The organism is Algoriphagus resistens, from assembly GCF_001442615.1.
In the GTDB taxonomy this organism is placed as follows: domain Bacteria; phylum Bacteroidota; class Bacteroidia; order Cytophagales; family Cyclobacteriaceae; genus Algoriphagus; species Algoriphagus resistens.
This window is the reverse complement of record NZ_LMXN01000003.1, coordinates 398,857-418,009: the sequence shown is the minus strand read 5'-3', so window position 1 is coordinate 418,009 and position 19,153 is coordinate 398,857. Positions and strand designations below refer to the sequence as shown.

Here is a 19,153-nt window from a genome sequence, read left to right as displayed (position 1 = left end):
ATTGGAAAATTTACACTCTCGGGAAGATAATTGGAGATTATTTCCCATTCGATGACTGAAAAGTTACAGATTCTTTAACTGCAAAAGGCGTTATCGGAATCGATTTCGGTACTCCCCTTTTTGCAACTAGCTCATTTGATACAAAATGTATGTCTTGGGCTTATTTCGAATATATTTCAGCATATTATACTCATAATTACGAACTAATAAACATAAAATTTGGAGTTCGGGTTAATCTGAGGAATTTATAGATCCTTAAGGCAGTTAATTTTACATTTTTTGAAGTTTTTTTAATACATGCCCATTTAAGGAAAATTTACATTTATAATCTCGGAAAAAGAGCCTTTTCACACAGCAGGGGCAAAAATTCTGAGTGCTTGAATTTTACGATAAACCCTAATTCCCTATGCTAAAAATTCCTACTCCAACCTAGCCGACTGACCGGGCTATCCACCTAGTCTTCTCAGACTAACGCAGTATTTCTCCGCATTTCTTATTTCTATAAAGTGCCTTTTACAAGGCTTCCTGGATGAATATTGTCAAAACCGAAGACCTATTTATTTACATATTTTAACCCAAAATGATTATTTATGAAAAGACTTCTTCTCATGAAATCTTGCCTGCTGCTCTTTATGGTTATACTGGCAGCCACTCCGCTGCTGGCGCAGCAAGGCACAACAATCCGGGGAACTGTCCTGGAAGAATCCTCCGGGGAGCCTTTGCCCGGAGTAAGTATCCTTGAAAAAGGAACTACCAATGGAACCATTACTGATTTGGACGGGACATTCGCAATTACGCTCGCCAGCGACGAGGCGACTCTAAGAATATCCTTTATAGGATTTAAAACACAAGAGATTCTGGTTGGAGTACAGACAGAACTTGATCTTCAGATGGAAAGTGATCTCGGCAGCTTAGATGAGGTAATCGTCGTCGGCTACGGTGAGCAACAAAAAGAAACCATCACAGGTGCTGTAGCGAATGTGACCAGCCGTGATATAGATAAGGTTCCTTCCGCCACTGTTTCCGGCGCATTGGCAGGTAAATTGGCCGGGCTTTCCTTCCGACAGCCAGATGGTCGACCAGGTGCTGGCGCTTGGCTTCAGATACGTAATATGGGTACTCCCCTCTATGTAATCGATGGAATCCAAAAAGATGAAGGGCAGTTTAATAACCTGGCTCCTGGGGACATTGAAAGCATCTCCATTCTGAAAGATGCATCTGCAGCCGTATATGGTTCACGTGCAGCAAATGGCGTGGTGGTAGTGAAAACCAAGCAGGGCAAGCGCGGAGAAACACCAACCATCAACATCAATGGCTATTACGGCTGGCAAAATTGGTCCAGATTCCCTGATGGTGTGGACGCTTATGAGTGGATGCTCGGTAAAGCAGATGCAGATATCAACCAGTTTGGAAATACCAATATCACTGCCGAAGAACTTGAAAAGTGGAACCAAGGTACTGAGTACGGCTATAAATCATTCAACTGGAGAGATTTTATTGTCCAGGGAAATGCCCCGCAAAGCAATTTCAACGCCTCTGTGTCTGGTGGATCTGAGCGAACAAATTACTATCTGTCGGTAACTCGATTTGATCAAAAAGCAGTATTCTCAGATGAATTCGAATTCAACAGAACAAATATCCAGTCCAATATCAATACAGATATTACTGATAAGTTCAGAGTAGGCATGCAGATCAACGGCCGCATCGAAAACCGGAACAATCCAGGCGTACCGGGAGGAGATGATTACTGGCAACCAAGATTTGCGCTATTTAGAAATAGACCTACAGAGCGTCCGTATGCCAATGACAATCCTGAATACCCAGCCAATATCAATAACATCGAAACCAACTGGGCCCTGCTGAATTATGACCGCACAGGTTTTTACACCAACAAATGGCAGGTATTGCAGACCAACTTCACCGCTGAATATGAGATAGTTCCTGATTTGGTTGCGAAGGGATTGTACTCCTACTATCTGGCAGACAACATGCAAAATACTTTCGAATACACCTATGATGTCTATGGATACAATCCAGAAACAGACGAGTATTTCCGATCTGGGGGAAACGACAATCCGTACCGTGGACGTGGGCAGGAGAAGATTATGGAGAATGTATGGCAGCTTTCTCTGACGTATAACAAGACCTTTGGAGAGAAGCATAATTTCTCTGCACTTGCCTTGAACGAGCGGATCGAGCGTACCAGACTTTACAACTTCATCCACTCTGTTCCTACCAATAATTTCTTGGATATCATTCGTTTTGCCGATGCCGACACCTACAATGACGAGCGACAGGAAGAAGCTAGGATAGGATATGTGGGACGTATCAATTACGATTATGCGGGCAAATACCTTTTAGAACTTGCTGGTCGGGCAGATGCTTCCTGGAAATTTTCGCCGGATAACCGTTGGGGCTTCTTCCCATCAGTATCTGCAGGATGGAGAATCTCTGAAGAGCCCTTTATGGATAACTTTGCGGCCAAACTGGATCTGGATGAGCTGAAAGTCAGAGCTTCCTATGGCCAGCTGGGCGATGATAACATCAACATGGGGATTGATCGAAATGATCCAAGGTTTATCACACCATTTGATTACCTGACCGGTTACCGATATGGCTCATCCACAGTTATAGTCGATGGAGAGAATATTCAAGGTTCAGCAAATACCGGCCAGCCAATTGACAACATTTCATGGTTTGTAAGTACAATAGCCGATATAGGATTGGATTTCTCGTTTGGCAGTGGCAAGATCACTGGTGCTGTAGATTATTTCAACAGAAGAAGAACGGGCTTAAGAGGCGTACGAAATGATATTTTCTTGCCTGCGGAATTAGGTTATGGGCTGACGGATGAAAATCTAAATACGGATTCAAACTCGGGAGCAGAGATTGCTGTGAACTGGAACGGCAAAGCCGGAGACTTTGTATTCAGAATCGGTGCAAACGCATCTTACGCACGTAGTAAATTTGTTGAGTCATACAATCCAACTTTTAGCTCATCTTGGGACAGGTATAGAAACTCTGGTGAAGACAGATACAATGGTATCTTCTGGGGATATGAAGTTACCGGACAGTTTGAGTCATTCGAAGCTATCAACGATTATCCGGTTAATATAGATGGGCAAGGGAATAAGACCTTGCTTCCCGGCGATTTCATCTATAAAGATGTAAATAATGATGGCAAGATAGATGGTTATGACGAGCGGCCTATTGGCTATCAGTCTGCTGGTCAACCCAGCTTAAACTTCGGCTTAAATTTTAACTTCCAATACAAAGGATTTGATCTGACTGCTGATTTCTCCGGTGGTGGAATGTACTCCTATAATCAGAACTGGGAAATGCGATGGCCTTACCAAAACGGCGGAAACCTACTGGCATCCATGTATGATGATCGCTATCACAGAGAAGATATCCTCGATATCAACAGCCCTTGGGTAGCAGGCAAAAACCCTCCACTCCGATTCAATACCGGAGGCCATAGTAACTACAATAAGAATTCGACCTGGTGGCTCACAAACGTGAAATATTTGAGAATGAGAACACTGGAGGTAGGCTATACCCTTCCGGAGAAGTTACTGAACAGATGGAAAATGTCCAGAGGAAGAGTATTTGTAAGCAGCTACAACCTGTTTGCAATTGATAATGTGCACCAGTTTGGTATTGATCCTGAAGTAGTAGATCCAAACGGATTACAATATCCTCAGAACAAGGTGGTGAATGTAGGATTCAACGTGTCATTCTAATAAATCCGAACGAACAATGAAAAATTTAAGAAATATATACCTAGTCATTTTCCTGGCATTTGCAGGATGTGATAATGACCAGTTTTTGGATAGAGAGCCCACAGACATCCTTCAAGAAGACCAAGTGTGGGAAAATGAAGACCTGGTATTTTCAGTACTGGCGGATTTGTACAATCGGCTTCCAGACTACCAAGGGCTGGAAAACTGGTGGGAATATGCCAATTTCGATGAAGCTTTTGGCAGCAACGCTGGAGACTATTGGAGACATCAAAACCAAGAATATGGTTATGGTAACTGGGGTATGTGGGATTATACCTACATCCGTGATTTGAACCTGTTTATTCAGAAATGCGAGGCTGCTACAGAAATTTCCGATGAGGCAAAAGCCCGATTCCTTGCAGAAGCTAAATTCATCCGGGCCATGGTGTACTTCGAGCATGTGAAGCGCATGGGCGGGGTTCCATTGATCTTGGAGCCTCTCGAATATGATAACAGTGGAGACCCTTCCTATCTACAGTTTCCGCGCGCCAAAGAGCACGAGATTTATGACTTTGTGATCGCTGAGATGGAAGCTGTGAAAAACGACCTTCCAAACGGAGGCACGAAATCCAGAGCCACTAAAGGCGCGGCACTTGCCCTGGTTTCCAGAGCTGCGCTGTATGCCGGATCGATTGCCAATTATGGGCAGCTGACACCGGAAGTCTCCTTGCCCGGTGGGGAGGTTGGTATTCCAGCCAGCATGGCTGATGGATACTACACAACTGCATTGAATGCCTCAGAAGAAGTAATGGGCTTGGGTACTTATGAATTGTATGATCAGGACCCTGATAAGTCAGAGAACTACACTAATATTTTCCTGAATAAAAGCTCTAATAACGAGGTCATTCTAGCCAAGGATTTCCTGGTTCAGGGAAGGACACATGGCTTCACGATAGAAACTATTCCTCGTTCTCTGCGTGAAGAAAACACTTCAGGGGGAAAAATGAATCCTTCGCTAAATTTAGTTCAGTCCTACGAATTGTTGGACAATACCTTTGCAGAATTGCCAACTAGGGATGAAAATGGAAATCCGATTTACTACGATGATCCAATGGATATTTTTGAAGGTAGAGACCCACGCCTTTTTGGTACAGTGATCGTGCCGGGCGCCACTTTCAGAGGGAAGGAAGTTGATATCTGGGCAGGTTATAAATTAGCAGATGGTTCGGTGATAACCTCTGGCCAGCTGGGTGGACAGGCACAGCTTCCCGGAAGTAATGCTACCGTGCAGGTAGTTGGTTTTGACGGGCCGATAGATCAATTGGAATGGTCAGCGCAGAATGGCTTTTACCTCAGAAAATATGTGGATACTTCTGTAGGATCAGGACAAAGAGGAACTGGCTCATCTGTGTGGCTGGTAAGATTCCGATATGCTGAGATTCTTTTGAATGCTGCTGAAGCGGCATTTGAGTTAGGCGATTTGGAAAAAGCGGCTGAATACATGAATCAAGTACGAAGAAGAGCCGGCTTTCCTATTGATCTGACACCAGGAGAAATTGATTTTGACAGAATCGTACATGAGCGAAAAGTAGAACTTGCTTTTGAAAATCATATCCTTTGGGATAAGAAGCGCTGGAGGTTGGCACACCGTATTTGGAATGGCGTTACTGCAGATTTGACAAACAACCCGGGCAATGCATTGGCTGTAAGCACACGGGTGTTTGGACTGAAGCCTTTTAAGTATTATGAGCCAGGCTCTCCGAATAACGGCAAGTGGATGTTTGAGGAATTTGTACCAGCACCTGTCTTTAATGCTCATAGATTTAGACTGGGAAATTACTATTCACAAATTGATGATGGTATACGAAACAACAATCCGAAAATTGTCCGCAATCCTAATCAATAAGTATTGCTCTTAACTCAACAAAACATGAATTTCAAAAACATACTAGGAATGATGGGAATAGCAGCTTCCCTGGCATCCTGCAGCTTTGACAATTACGACGAGCCCAGCATCCAATTGGATGGCCGGATTGTCTATCAGGGAGAGCCTATCGGCGTAAGTTACAATGATGTATACATTGAACTCTGGGAATCGGGTTGGCAGCGACTTGGCAATATTGGTGTAGCAGTGGATCAGGACGGATCCTATTCATCGCTTCTTTTCAAAGGAGATTATAAAATGATCATTCCTAACAATCAGGGACCTTTCCAGAAGATCATTAACGATCAATCCGGCAATGATACAATTCCTATAAACCTCACCGGTAGCCAAACCATTGATATAGAAGTGATGCCTTATTACATGATCAGGAACGTTTCTATCAACGGCGGAAATGATCAGGTTTCCGCCAGCTTTGACTTAGATCAGATTATCACAGAAGATGGAGCCAGAGCTATTCAAGAAGTATCCCTTTACGTAAGCAAAACAGCTTTTGTGGATAACCGCACCAGCATTGCCACTGCCAATAGAGGTGGGGCTGATCTGGAATCTATGAGTGGAATCTCTCTGGAAGTAAATGTACCCGAAAGGGTTCCGGCTCAAGATTATGCTTATGCGAGAGTAGGTGTAAGAATTGAAGGCGTGGAGGATATGATTTTCTCAGAGATAGTAAAAGTTAATCTATAAGCCTCTTATGGATATGCCGGGGAGTCCAGCCAGTGAGATGGGTTCTGGACAACCCGGCTTTTTGTCTTTTAACCAAGCCAACAAAATTTTTAATACTATACTCCAAAGGGGCCAAACACAAATTTTTTACTTTGGAATAAAAAATATTTTACCATGAAAATCGAAGATCTGATTTACGTATTTCATGGTAAATAATATAGACATCCAGCCATAATAACCATTCTTAGCCTACAGCCTCTGAATTCCTGAAAATTTCATAATTGAACCCACTAACTACGCAAAAACTCTCTCAATCCCATTGCCTTTACCTTCTCGGACAGCGGAAATCCCTGATCTATCCTACAAATCACCACTCCGTTTTCCGCTCCGGAATCTTCCATGGATATCATAAGTCCTTTGGTGAGTTTGGGAGAAAGGGTGTTTTTAATTTCTATAGCAGTTTTGACAACTCCATTTTTTACCAAAAGCAGATCACATTCTGCTCCCTGATGCGTCCTGTAGAAATAATAGTCATACTCCTGCCCAAAGGTTGAGGTAATCTGCTCAATCACAAATCCTTCCAACGAAGCACCTGCTAACACTTGATTAATCAAGGAATCCATGGAAGTCACCCCGGTCAGCGAATGCAGCAAACCCGTATCCCGTATAAAGACTTTCGGAGATTTTACCAGACGCTTTTTGATATTCTGATGAAATGGGGGCAGCACACGTACCATAAAAGATCCCTCTAGGTATTCCAAATACCGATTTACTGTAGGGCGTGTAATTCCCAGGGCTCGTGCGAAACTTTCTCCATTCCAGATCCCTCCCTGCGCATTTGCAAGCATAATCCAAAAGCGCTCCACCAGCCTTGGATCAGTACTCAACCCTATCTGCGCCAGGTCTCTTTCCAGATATGTTTTGATAAAATTCTGTCTCCACAACTGCGACTCTCTCTCACTTCTTGCCAAAAATGACAACGGAAATCCTCCACGAATCCATAGTTTCTCCAACTCATCCCCAGCCACCTCTTCTGCAAAAAAAGGAGTCAGTTCCAAGTATCCAATCCTGCCTGCAAGTGAGTCAGCACTTTTCCGGATCAAATCCGGCGATGCCGAACCCAATAGAATAAACCTGCCCGGCTCACGCTGCTCATCGATCAGACTTCTCAGTTCTGAAAAAAGCTCAGGCATCAATTGAATCTCATCGAGAATCACCGTCTTCTTCGCATGCGCCTTAAGATACAGCTCCGCATCCATCAATTTGGCTCGATCAGAGGCTCTTTCTAGGTCAATGTAAACACTCTCTCTGTCGAGATTCAGGCTTTTGACGAGCGTAGTTTTCCCTACCTGTCTTGGGCCAAGAAGTCCTACAGCAGGGAAAATTGACAGGTATTCCTGAAGCAATGGGAATATAAAGCGATCTTTTACCATGAAAATCGAAAGTATGATTTACGGATTTCATGGTAAATATCAGCAATTAATTCTACATCTCAAACAGATTTTACCATGAAAATCGAAAGTATGATTTACGGATTTCATGGTAAATCCAAAAGCCTGACTACAGAGCAATCTCGATGTAAAGAAAAGCAAGTTATTTTCATTTTACCGCTTTTATCTGATCGGCCATTCCGCTTCTTCTTTTTTCGGCTAAATTGGAACGTCCCAAAAAATTAAAACTCAATGAAAAGATTCTTACTCCTTTGCTTTTTCTTTTGTACCCTTTTCTGGACGGTCCAAGCCCAGATCCAGACCCCTGAGCAGTTTTTAGGCTATAAACCTGGAGATCGGTTCACTCCACACCATCGTATGGTCGATTACTTTGAGCATATCGCGGCGAACAACCCCAATGTCAAACTCATCCAATACGGGGAAACCAATGAAAAACGACCGCTTATTGTCGCAATTCTATCCAGTGCTGAAAACATGGCTGATCTGGAGCAAATCCGCACTGACAATCTTAAAAGGACTGGAATGGTGGACGGAAAGCCTTCGACTTCTGTTCCGATCAACTGGATGTCTTTCAATGTCCATGGAAATGAATCAGTGGGAATGGAAGCCGCGATTTCTTCCTTTTATACCTTGGCAAATCCTGAAAATGCCACCGCTCAGGAATGGCTAAAAAATCAAGTCGTCATCATCGATCCATGCATTAATCCGGATGGCCGTGACCGCTACTCAAACTGGTACAATCAAAAAATGAATACAACCCTTCAGGCCGATTTACAATCTGTGGAACACAATGAACCTTGGCCGGGAGGGCGTGCAAATCACTATTTATTTGATCTGAACCGAGATTGGGCGTGGCAGGTACAAGTGGAGTCCCAGGCAAGAATGAAGCTTTATAATCAATGGATGCCACAGCTACATTTGGATTTTCACGAACAGGGAATTAACAATCCCTTCTACATGGCCCCTGCCGCGGAGCCCCTTCATGAACAACTGAGCCCTTTTCAACATGAGTTTCAGGACATTTTTGGCAGAAATACTGCCAAGTATTTTGATGAGGCCGGAAGGTTTTACTTTACCAAAGAACGCTTCGACTTGCTTTATCCATCTTATGGTGATTCTTATCCGATGTTTAACGGAGCAATTGGTATGACCATAGAGCAAGGGGGAGGAGGCCAAGCCGGGATTGGCGGTTTTGATGCTGTGGGAGACACGGTGACATTAAGCTATAGAATCGAAGGCCACTATACTGCTGCCATGTCTGCAGTAGAGGTCACTAGTGAAAACGCTGAAAAATTGCTTTCTGAATTTGAAAAATTCTTTGATGAAAACTCCTCTTCTCCAAAAGGTCTATACAAAAGCTTTATCATCAAGAGTGAAAGCAATCCTGCTCAGACGGCCAAATTGCTGGAGCTCTTGGACAAAAATGGCATTCGTTACGGCAAAGCAGGATCAAAATCAGGGCTAAAAGGCTTTTCGTATAGAACGGGTAAAAATGAATCTTTCGCCACCACTGACAAAGACATTATCATCAGCGCCCATCAACCGAAATCCGTATTGGCTCAGGTGCTTTTTGAGCCAAATCCTACACTTCACGATAGCATCACTTATGACATCACAAGCTGGGCTATGCCATACGCCTATGGATTGGATGCATTTGCAGTGGAGTCACGGATAGATCCGGTGGGTGAATACACAGTACCTGAGTTCATTTCAAATCATGCGGAAAAAACGCCGGTTGCTTATCTGGTAAATTGGCAAGGAACGCGTGATGTTGCTTTCCTTTCTGCGCTTTTGAAGGAAGGGATCCGCGTAAAATTCAATGAGTTTGATTTTGAGGTCGAAGGAAAAAGCTTTGCGGCAGGATCGCTGATGATCACCAAAGGCGGAAATGAATATGTGCCAAACTTCGATCAAAAAGTGGTGGAAATCGCCAATAAATTTCAAGTGACATTGGCTACTACTATGAGTGGCTATGTTGATAAAGGAAAAGACTTTGGCTCACCAGATGTCCGAGTGATCCAAGCACCAAAAGTGGCCTTAATCGGTGGAGAAGGAACAAACTCATTAAATTACGGAGCTATCTGGCATTTTTTCGAAAAAGACCTAAACTATCCTTTGGTGAATCTGGAGCTGGATAATCTTGCCCACTATGATTTGAGCAAATACAATGTACTTATCATGCCTTCTATGTGGGGTGGGGGACTAAGCGAGCAAGCCCGGAAAAATCTCATGGAATGGGTTCGTGCTGGCGGAAAGCTAATAGCAATTGACGGAGCACTGAACCTCTTTGCCGATAAAGAAGGGTTCGGCTTAAAGACTTTTGATAGTGATGATGAGAAAAAAGCAGCGGAAAAAGTAGCAGATTCCCTGGCCAAGGCCGAACGCCTTGCCCCTTATCAAGAGGCCGAACGGGTGGCAATTTCCGGTGGCGCCGCAGGAGCAATATATGAGGTAAAGATGGATGAAACCCACCCGCTAGGATATGGAACGGGGGGCAAGTATTATAGCCTCAAAAATAACTCAAGCAAATACGCTTTCCTCAGCAATGGTGTAAATGCAGGGATAATCGCAAACAATGATGCCTATAGATCTGGTTACATCGGTTATAAAATCAAATCTACCATGGGAGAATCTATGGCAATAGGCGTAGAGAATGCAGGGCGTGGCGAAATTATCTACTTCGTAGATGATCCGGTTTTCAGAGGTTTCTGGGAAAGTGGAAAACTGATTTTGAGCAACGCAATCTTTATGGTAGGACAGTAAGAAGTATTTAGATTTTGGTACCAAGTATCAAGACCGGCTGCTGAAAAGTGGCCGGTTTTTTTGTATTCTCATTCTATTTTTTCATTTTGAAACAATATTTATCTGCTTAACTAATACTGCGCGGAGAAATACCGATAAAAAGCACCTCTTGCCAAATACTGAAGTATATATTGTTTACCATCAAACTATAAACATTAAACCCAACATCATGAAAACAACCAGACGCGGATTCTTCAAAAAAGTCGGAGCCGGAACTGCCGGACTAGGTCTCGCTGCTTCTTTACCTTTTTCTTCTCATGCCAGTTCTGCTAGCCAAAAAGTCAATAAAGGCCAATTTCTCCAAATTGGTGACGACATTGCTATCGCTGAAACAGATTCAGGTAAAATCAGAGGCTATATTCTCAATGATATTTATACTTTTCTCGGCATTCCCTATGGAGCCGATACTTCCGGCAAAAACAGATTTATGCCTCCGCGGAAACCTGAAAAATGGGAAGGAATCAAGCCAACCATCTGGTGGGGCAATACAGCTCCGCAAATCATGGACAATCGATATGCAAACCCGGATTACTCATTTGCGGATCATTGGAATTACGATGATGTAAGTGAGGATTGTCTGAAGCTGAATGTTTGGACTCCGGCCTTGGACAGTAAAAAGAGACCAGTATTGGTTTGGCTTCATGGAGGTGGGTTTACCAATGGAAACGGCATAGAGCAAGACGGTTACCATGGTGAAAATCTCAGCAAAAAAGGTGATATGGTATTCGTTTCCATCAACCATAGGTTAGGCCCTATCGGCTTCACGGATCTTTCCGGTGTAGGAGGATCAAAGTATGCCCATTCCGGAAATGCAAGCCAGTTGGATATTATAGCTTCACTGGAATGGGTTCGGGATAATATTGCAAACTTCGGTGGTGATCCAGGGAATGTTACAATCATGGGTCAGTCAGGCGGCGGTGCAAAAGTCACCGCAACCATGGCCATGCCTGCGGCAAAAGGATTGGTGCACAAAGGTGTCGCCCTAAGTGGATCCATGCTCCAGGCTTCCGAACAGAAATATTCACAGACCTTAGGAGAATATGTGATGAAGGAAGCGGGCTTGACTCCCGATACAGTGGATAAGCTGCAGGAACTAACCTGGCGTGAATACCTGGATGTAGCTAATAAGGCGTTGGAAAAAATGCGAAAGGATCATCCGCTACCCGGTTTCAGAGGCGGTTTTAGTCCAACAGCCGACGGGGTTACTATTCCGAAAGGTGAGTTTTTTTCTGAAGAAAGTGGATTGGCCTCCGATATTCCACTGTTGATCTGCACTACATTCCACGAGTGGAATCCCACCCGTACTGCACCGGAATTGGAGAAAATTGATTGGGATGGAGTGGCAGAAAAACTAACTCCAAGCTTCGGTGATGCTTCTGAGGGAATTATAGCTGCCTATAGAAAAGACTTCCCAGATGCCTCCCCGGCAGATATTTGGGCGATGGTCTTATCCAATAGAAAAGGGGCAATCAACACCGCGAATGCCAAGTCCAAACAAAAAGCGCCGGTTTACTTGGCTTGGTTTGGCTGGGAGCCAGAATTATACTCCGGTAGAATGAAAGCATTCCACTGCATAGACATCTGTTTTTGGTTTGACAATACCGACAGAATGTACACCCACACCGGCGGAGGAGATCGGCCAAGAAAACTTTCAGAGAAAATGTCTGCTTCACTCCTTGCCTTCATGAAAACAGGCGATCCGAATGCGGGAGCTCTTCCAACGTGGCCTGCATATTCTCCCGAAAACGGGGAAACAATGATTTTAAATGATACGGCAGTTTTAAAAAACAAGCCCGATGCGAATGGCTTGGCAGCATTGCCGGCATAATTCTCTTTAACTTAAATCGAAAGCGCAGCACAACATCGGTCCTGCGCTTTCCTTTTCGCACATTTAAATGTGCATATTTTATAATTAATGCATATTTATTTATGCACTATTTAATATATTTGCACAAATACTTGTGCAATGGAAGAGTTACTGGATATTTCAAATTTACTGCTTGACAATACGAAATTTAATTTCAAGCGGTACCTGTATGAAAAAATAGATTGGGGAGAAAGACTTATAGGAATTAAAGGTGCGAGAGGAACAGGAAAGACAACCTTAGTATTTCAATATCTTAAAGAGAAAAAACGGGAAGGAGCTCAAGTTTCCTATTTCTCATTGGACGAGCTGTTTTTCCTCTCCAATAGCCTGCTAGATACGGTCAAGAGATTTTATCAATCCGGAGGAAAAATCGTTGCATTAGATGAAGTCCACAAATACCCCACATGGTCTAAAGAAATTAAAAATCTCTACGACAGGTATCCCGACCTGCAGATCGTTTTTACAGGATCCTCGATTGTTGATATAAGCAAAGAAGAGGGGGATTTAAGCAGAAGAGCCGTGATGTATGAACTACACGGTTTATCTTATCGCGAATTTCTAAAGTTATACCACGATCAAGATTTGCCTGTAATCACGCTAGATCAAATCCTTGATCCTATCTTAAATATTAGGACATTGTACCCAAAAGAATTCAAACCGCTCCGGTATTTTCCTGACTATCTCAAAACAGGTTACTATCCTTTCTCCGGCTCAAATGAAGAGATGTATTTCAAAAAACTGCGGCAACTCATCCGCACGATAGTAGAATATGACATGGCCGAGATCCGTGGTTTTGATATCAGAAATGGAAAAAAAATACTCCAACTTCTCTACATCATAGCTCAGCAGGTTCCTTTCAAACCCAACGTTTCGGCCTTGGCTGAGAAAACGCAAATCCACCGTAACTCCATGGGCAATTACATGCTATATCTGGCCAAGGCAAGACTCATCGACCTACAGTATCCTGCGGGGATCAGCGTAGCTACGCTACAAAAACCTGAAAAAATATTCTTGAACAACACCAATTATCTCTATGCGCTTAGTGAAGTCAAACCTGAAATCGGTACAGTAAGAGAAACTTTCTTCAATAGCATCATCAAAGTGGGCCATAGAGTCAATTTCTCCAAAACAGTAGATTTTCTGATTGACAATCAATTTAATTTTGAGATTGGAGGAAAAGGAAAATCAACTAAGCAAGCCACAGCAAATAACACTTGGATCGTCAAAGATGATATAGATTACCCCGCAGGACAAAGTCTGCCTATGTGGATTTTCGGGTTTTTATATTGACATTTTAGATTTTTTAATGAAATAATCGCCTCTAACTTGATTTTTGTAGCCGTCATATAATTTCAACTAAATTGAACAATCAACCTACCTATGACTGATTTCTGAAATTACACCAACATTTAATGAAAGTCCAGAATTTCCCCAAACTAGGGTTTCGTACATTTAAATGGATAAATGTCTACTCAACAAAAAATGTCTTCCCGGTTCCGAAGTACTTTCAATATTTGGACAAACCCTTCCCACATGAAAAAATTTCTACAGCTACTTCTTCCCACTGTCATTTTTCTGTGTTCTGCCCTTGCAGGATTAGCTCAGGATATCATGCCACCCCTCCTTCCCTGGGATGGAAAAAGCAAGAAATTGCTGGTGGATAAGTCCAATAAATGGATCACTCCCTTCGAACTTTCTGATGGGACGGAGTCGCCCAACTATGAGGAAACTGTGGCTTGGGTAGAAAAATTAGCGAAAAATTCAGCTTATCTGGAAATCACCCCAATAGGCAAAAGTGAGCAAGGCAGGCCCATCCAACTAGTGATCGCCTCCAAAGATCAAGAATTCACTGCTGAAGAGTTATCCACGTCCGAAAAGCCACTGATTTTATTCCAGGCCGGAATCCATGCTGGAGAAATCGACGGGAAGGATGCGGGAATGATGCTGCTTCGCGATATTAGTCAGGGAGAGAAAATAGACCTATTAGATTATGCCAACCTACTTTTTATCCCGATTCTCAACGTGGACGGACATGAGCGCAGTAGCGAATACGGAAGGGTCAACCAGCGGGGACCAAAAGTGATGGGCTGGAGAACCAATGCACAAAACTTAAATCTCAATCGGGATTACACGAAATTGGAAACTGCAGGAATCAATGCGGTAGCAAAAGTTATCAACAGTTATGATCCGGATCTCTATATTGATATTCACGTCACGGATGGTGCCGATTATCAATACGACATCACGTATGGTTTCGTAGCTACCGGTGGGTATTCACCTGAGATTTCAAATTGGTTGAGCAGCTATTTCCAACCAGAAGTGAATCAGGCATTGAAGCAGGAGGGACACATTCCCGGACCGTTACTTTTTGCGGCAAACAATGAGGATTTTACAGAAGGAAATATCGCTTTTTCTTTTAGTCCACGTTTTTCGCATACCTATGGAGATATTCGCCACTTGCCATCCATTTTGATTGAAAACCACTCTTTAAAGCCATTTGAACAGCGCGTACTTGGAACCTATGTATTTCTAGAGCAAGCAATCAAATCCGTAGGAACTCACTTCTCTGAGTTGCAATCTGCTGTAGAAGCTGACAAAAAACAGGTAAAAGAAGCTGTGGTGGTGAAATATCAATTTCGCGATACACCTGCAGATTCTATGGAATTTCTAGGTATCTCCTCGAAAAAAGTGAAATCTAAAAACACAGGAAACGAATATGTGGCTTGGGAAGGAAAAGCAATCACCCAGCAGATCCCAAACCTGTTGATGGACAAACCTTCTGCTTTAGTACCTGTTCCCAAAGCTTATTGGATCCCAGCAGAATGGTCTGAGATCATCGGAAAACTTAGAACACATGGCCTTGAGATGGAAATCCTGAAAGAAGCAAAGGAAGTAAACATGGAGTTATCCACAGTTTCTGAATACAAACTCAGCAATCAGCCTTATGAAGGAAGATTCCGGTTTCAATCCTTCGAATTAGAAAAAGAATATAGAAAAGTGATGCTCAATCCAGGTTCTGTTCGTGTGGGAACAGACCAACCTTTGGGAGAACTATTGGTTATTTTGATGGAGCCGGAATCCGTGGACAGTTTTTTCCAATGGGGGTATTTTCACTCCATCCTTTCGCAAACCGAATACATGGAAACGTACATCATGGAGCCTTTGATCGCGAAAATGCTGGCGGAAGATGCTGATCTGAAAAAGCGGTTTGAGCAGAAGAAAGCGGCTAATCCTGAGTGGGAAAAATCACCGAGACAAATCTATAACTGGTTTTATGGGCAAACACCCTATTTCGACAAAAACTGGAAAGTCATACCGATTGGACGGGAATGGTAAACAGACATAACTATGAAAATTGAGCATCTCGCAATCTGGGTAGATGATCTGGAGAAAATGAAGGATTGGTATCGCCAGTCTTTCCACATGACATCCGGGGAAAAATATGAAAACCGCGACAAAGGGTTTAGCTCATATTTTCTCAGCTTTTCATCCGGAGCCCGGATAGAATTGATGAAAAGATCTGATAGTTTGAAATCCCCCAAGCCTAGAGGCATGGCTACCGGTCTGGCACATGTTGCGGTTTCGGTAGGATCAAAAGAAAAAGTAATACGGATGACTGAGCAACTTCAAACTCAGGGAATAACTGTCATAGGAAATCCCCGGACTACCGGAGACGGGTATTTTGAATCCGTGATCGAGGACCCGGAAGGAAACTGGATAGAGATTACTGTTTGATTTTCATCCGGCAGAATTGATCAAACCGGGATTTTCACACTTCAGTCCCTCAATTCCGCACTTCAGTCAGATTGACTTTTTTAACCTACCATGCCGGTTCATATTTGGTTCAAATCAGAGCCGAAATGAAGCCTTTTATCTTTTCAACAATATTTTTCATCCTCCACATGAGCCTAGCTTTAGGACAATGCACCATTTCCGGTAAAGTAATGGACGAAAAAAGCCAAGCTTTGCCAGGTGTGAATGTTTTTATCAAAGGGAGCTTCGATGGAAGTAGCAGCTCAGTAGATGGTTCCTTTGAATTAAAAACTGCTATTCAAGGAAATCAAACCTTGGTATTTCAATTTCTTGGCTTTAAAACACAGGAAATAGAGATCATCTGTGATCAGGAAATTGTTAGCGTTCCTGATGTCCATTTGATAGAAATAATCACTGAAATGAATTCCGTGACCATTTCCGCAGGAGCCATGCAGGCTTCTGACCAAAGCAAATCCGTCATTCTCAAACCGCTCGACATCGTCACTACACCAAGCGCGATGGGTGACATTATGGGTGCTTTTCAGACACTTCCCGGTACCAGCACGGTGGGAAATGACGGACGGCTATTTGTGCGTGGCGGAGATGCCAGTGAAGTCGGCATCTATATAGACGGGATGAAAGTGGGAAATGCCTATGGTACCACGACAGGCAATGTCCCGACTCGAACGCGTTTCAATCCAAACTTATTTAAGGGCACATTTTTTAGCACCGGGGGGTATTCCGCAGAATATGGTCAGGCACTTTCCTCAGCTTTGGCCCTGAATACGAAGGATCTTTCCATCCGAAGCCAGGGAGATCTGAGCCTGATGTCGGTCGGAGGAGGCTATTCTCACACCTTGGCAAATGAAGAGCATAGCATCACCGGCAGCATCAACTATTTCAACCTAGGTCCCTATCAGGGTTTGATCAAACAGGACATAGATTTTGTGAAAGCTCCCAAAGGATGGGATGTGGAGATGGCTGCGCAAAAGAAGACCAGCAAAAACGGATTGTTGAAAGTAATGGCAAGAACAGAATCCGGAGGTATGAGCCTGTGGCAACCCCTGCCAGGCTCAGAAAATAAAATCCTGATAGATCTCAAAAACAACTATTCGTACCTCCAGGCCAATTGGAGTAGTGCGCTGAAAAATGACTGGACGATTTTCACGGGAATTTCTTATTCCAACAACCTCGATAACATCTCTTATGACAGCTTAAACGTGGAAAGAAGCAATGAACTTACCCACCTGAAAGCTACTGTTATCAAGGACTTCTCAGACCGGCTTTCTGGCAAATTCGGAATGGAACATTTTATCCACCCCTTTTCAGAAAAATCGGTTAAGGAAAAATTGAGGAGAGCTTTCGAAGATCATGAAACCTATCTCTTTACTGAATGGGATTATTATTTCAACAAAGACCTGGTTCTCCGCACAGGCTTAAGAGCAGGTACCAGTTCTGTTTCGGGTGAAAGCTGGCTTGATCCCCGGATTTCTTTTGCCCATCAAGTAGGTAAGAACGGACAGCTCTCCCTGGCAGCAGGAAGATTCCATCAGCTACCCATAGAAAATTACCGGGTTTTAAACACGGATTTACAAAACTCAGAATCCGAACATCTGATTTTAAATTACTTGCTTTCAAAAGAAGGCTATACATTCCGTGCCGAGTCATTTTATAAATCCTATGACAATCTTGTAACATTCAAAGGGACAGAAGAAAGCCCGGAAGTGCTCAGCAATGGTGGCTCGGGCTATGCCAGAGGTTTTGATTTTTTCTTTCGGGATCGCAGAACTTTTAAGGATACTGACTACTGGGTCACTTACAGCTTTGTGGACAGTAAGAGAAGATTTAACCAATACAAAACCCAAGTCCACCCCGGATTTGCTCCTAAGCACAATCTCAGCGTGGTAATCAAGCGATTCATCGCTCCCCTAAAATCCCAATTAGGATTTTCCATGACCTATAACGACGGTTATACCTACACTGATCCTAATGTGGATGCCTCAGAGATGAATGCTAAAACCAAAAGCTTTCAGAATCTAAGCTTATCCTGGAGCTATTTGCCAAAACCTCATCTCATCATCCATCTGGCATGTTCAAATGTGCTGGGAAGAGAGAATGTGTTCGGATACACCTTCAGCCGGGAAGCAAATTCCCAAGGGACTTATGAATCCATCCCGCAGGGGCAGGTAGCACCACGATTTCTTTTTTTGGGAATCTTCCTGACGCTATCAAAAGACAAAACAGCAAATAATCTAAACAACCTTTAAAAACTATAATCATGAAAAAATCTCTCCTTACGCTCGCAGTGATGTTTATGTGGATCACCGTTACCTCTGCAAATGATCCGGCTTACGAAGCTGCCATGCAAAAGCAGATTAAAGCAATGAATTCCATTACAGATTTAGAAACTTCTCAGCAGGTAACCAATGGTTTTCTACGTATTTCGGATGCTAAAAGCGATGAATGGCTACCCCTGTACTACGCCGCATACAATCAGATTATTTCCTCATTTCGGTTTGATGTGAATAAGGATCAGTACTTCGACCAAGCCCTGGAACTGATCAGCAAAGCGAGTCAAATGGCTCCAGATAATTCAGAAGTCACGGCTCTTCATGGATTTGCCATCATGGGGAAACTGAGCGTAGATCCTGCTTCCCGTGGTCAGGAACTCAGTCCAAAAGCCATGCAACTGTTTGATAAGGCAATCAATCTGGATCGTGAAAATCCCCGTGCTGTTACATTGATGGCTCAAATGGAATTAGGTATGGCTCAATTCTTCGGCTCCGGACCGGAAAAAGCCTGTGGGATGGCTAGAATGGGGCTGGATCTTTTCAAAAAAGAAGCGGCAAAAACTACGGAAGACTACATTCTCCCTACCTGGGGAAAGTCACAAGCCCAAGAAGTGGCTGCAAAATGTGATTGATAAATCCTTAGGCATGTAATTCCATTC

11 protein-coding genes are annotated in these 19,153 nt (G+C 43.3%); 10 read left to right on the top strand and 1 reads right to left on the bottom strand.

The window, feature by feature from the left end:
* The first annotated feature begins 590 nt into the window (after window positions 1-590).
* The 3 genes from AS141_RS08060 to AS141_RS08050 are packed head-to-tail and all read left to right on the top strand — an operon-like array spanning window position 591 to window position 6,351.
* Window positions 591-3,743 (top strand): SusC/RagA family TonB-linked outer membrane protein, encoded by a 3,153-nt coding sequence (locus AS141_RS08060; protein ID WP_057937126.1) that lies wholly within the window; start codon window positions 591-593, stop codon window positions 3,741-3,743.
* A 16-nt stretch (window positions 3,744-3,759) separates the two neighbouring features.
* Complete coding sequence (locus AS141_RS08055) at window positions 3,760-5,628, top strand: RagB/SusD family nutrient uptake outer membrane protein (protein ID WP_057937125.1); 1,869 nt, start codon at window positions 3,760-3,762, stop codon at window positions 5,626-5,628.
* Between the two features lie 24 nt (window positions 5,629-5,652).
* Window positions 5,653-6,351, top strand: a complete 699-nt coding sequence (locus AS141_RS08050) for a DUF3823 domain-containing protein (protein ID WP_057937124.1) — start codon at window positions 5,653-5,655, stop codon at window positions 6,349-6,351.
* Window positions 6,352-6,620: 269 nt separating this feature from the next.
* Here AS141_RS08050 and AS141_RS08045 read toward each other — a convergent pair whose 3' ends face one another.
* Window positions 6,621-7,763 (bottom strand): ATP-binding protein, encoded by a 1,143-nt coding sequence (locus tag AS141_RS08045; protein ID WP_057937123.1) that lies wholly within the window; start codon window positions 7,761-7,763, stop codon window positions 6,621-6,623.
* A 249-nt stretch (window positions 7,764-8,012) separates the two neighbouring features.
* Here AS141_RS08045 and AS141_RS08040 point away from each other — a divergent pair, with 249 nt between their 5' ends.
* From AS141_RS08040 to AS141_RS08010, 7 genes are all read left to right on the top strand, one after another.
* Entirely contained in the window at window positions 8,013-10,544 is a 2,532-nt protein-coding gene (locus tag AS141_RS08040; RefSeq protein ID WP_057937122.1) for a M14 family metallopeptidase, read from the top strand.
* Window positions 10,545-10,752: 208 nt separating this feature from the next.
* Window positions 10,753-12,411, top strand: coding sequence for a carboxylesterase family protein (locus AS141_RS08035; protein ID WP_057937121.1), 1,659 nt, complete (start codon window positions 10,753-10,755; stop codon window positions 12,409-12,411).
* Window positions 12,412-12,549: 138 nt separating this feature from the next.
* Window positions 12,550-13,740 carry an ATP-binding protein gene (locus AS141_RS08030; protein ID WP_057937120.1) on the top strand — a complete coding sequence of 397 codons (1,191 nt, stop codon included), beginning with the start codon at window positions 12,550-12,552 and terminating at the stop codon, window positions 13,738-13,740.
* A gap of 243 nt (window positions 13,741-13,983) precedes the next feature.
* Window positions 13,984-15,786, top strand: a complete 1,803-nt coding sequence (locus tag AS141_RS08025; protein ID WP_157243412.1) for a M14 family metallopeptidase — start codon at window positions 13,984-13,986, stop codon at window positions 15,784-15,786.
* Window positions 15,787-15,798: 12 nt separating this feature from the next.
* On the top strand, window positions 15,799-16,185 hold the full coding sequence (locus tag AS141_RS08020; RefSeq protein ID WP_057937118.1) for a VOC family protein: 387 nt from the start codon (window positions 15,799-15,801) through the stop codon (window positions 16,183-16,185).
* Window positions 16,186-16,352: 167 nt separating this feature from the next.
* Complete coding sequence (locus tag AS141_RS08015) at window positions 16,353-18,470, top strand: TonB-dependent receptor (RefSeq protein WP_232424848.1); 2,118 nt, start codon at window positions 16,353-16,355, stop codon at window positions 18,468-18,470.
* 11 nt (window positions 18,471-18,481) lie between these two features.
* The gene (locus AS141_RS08010) at window positions 18,482-19,126 is read left to right on the top strand and encodes a tetratricopeptide repeat protein (protein ID WP_057937117.1); all 645 of its coding nucleotides are present in this window, start codon (window positions 18,482-18,484) and stop codon (window positions 19,124-19,126) included.
* Window positions 19,127-19,153: the final 27 nt, after the last annotated feature.

What these genes read in the sequence shown, in the direction of transcription:
- AS141_RS08020 (WP_057937118.1), top strand. Translation starts at nt 15,799, where the DNA reads ATGAAAATTGAGCATCTCGCAATCTGGGTAGATGATCTGGAGAAAATG.
- AS141_RS08060 (WP_057937126.1), top strand. Translation starts at nt 591, where the DNA reads ATGAAAAGACTTCTTCTCATGAAATCTTGCCTGCTGCTCTTTATGGTT.
- AS141_RS08055 (WP_057937125.1), top strand. Translation starts at nt 3,760, where the DNA reads ATGAAAAATTTAAGAAATATATACCTAGTCATTTTCCTGGCATTTGCA.
- AS141_RS08030 (WP_057937120.1), top strand. Translation starts at nt 12,550, where the DNA reads ATGGAAGAGTTACTGGATATTTCAAATTTACTGCTTGACAATACGAAA.
- AS141_RS08040 (WP_057937122.1), top strand. Translation starts at nt 8,013, where the DNA reads ATGAAAAGATTCTTACTCCTTTGCTTTTTCTTTTGTACCCTTTTCTGG.
- AS141_RS08035 (WP_057937121.1), top strand. Translation starts at nt 10,753, where the DNA reads ATGAAAACAACCAGACGCGGATTCTTCAAAAAAGTCGGAGCCGGAACT.
- AS141_RS08050 (WP_057937124.1), top strand. Translation starts at nt 5,653, where the DNA reads ATGAATTTCAAAAACATACTAGGAATGATGGGAATAGCAGCTTCCCTG.
- AS141_RS08010 (WP_057937117.1), top strand. Translation starts at nt 18,482, where the DNA reads ATGAAAAAATCTCTCCTTACGCTCGCAGTGATGTTTATGTGGATCACC.
- AS141_RS08025 (WP_157243412.1), top strand. Translation starts at nt 13,984, where the DNA reads ATGAAAAAATTTCTACAGCTACTTCTTCCCACTGTCATTTTTCTGTGT.
- AS141_RS08045 (WP_057937123.1), bottom strand. Translation starts at nt 7,763, where the DNA reads ATGGTAAAAGATCGCTTTATATTCCCATTGCTTCAGGAATACCTGTCA.
- AS141_RS08015 (WP_232424848.1), top strand. Translation starts at nt 16,353, where the DNA reads ATGAGCCTAGCTTTAGGACAATGCACCATTTCCGGTAAAGTAATGGAC.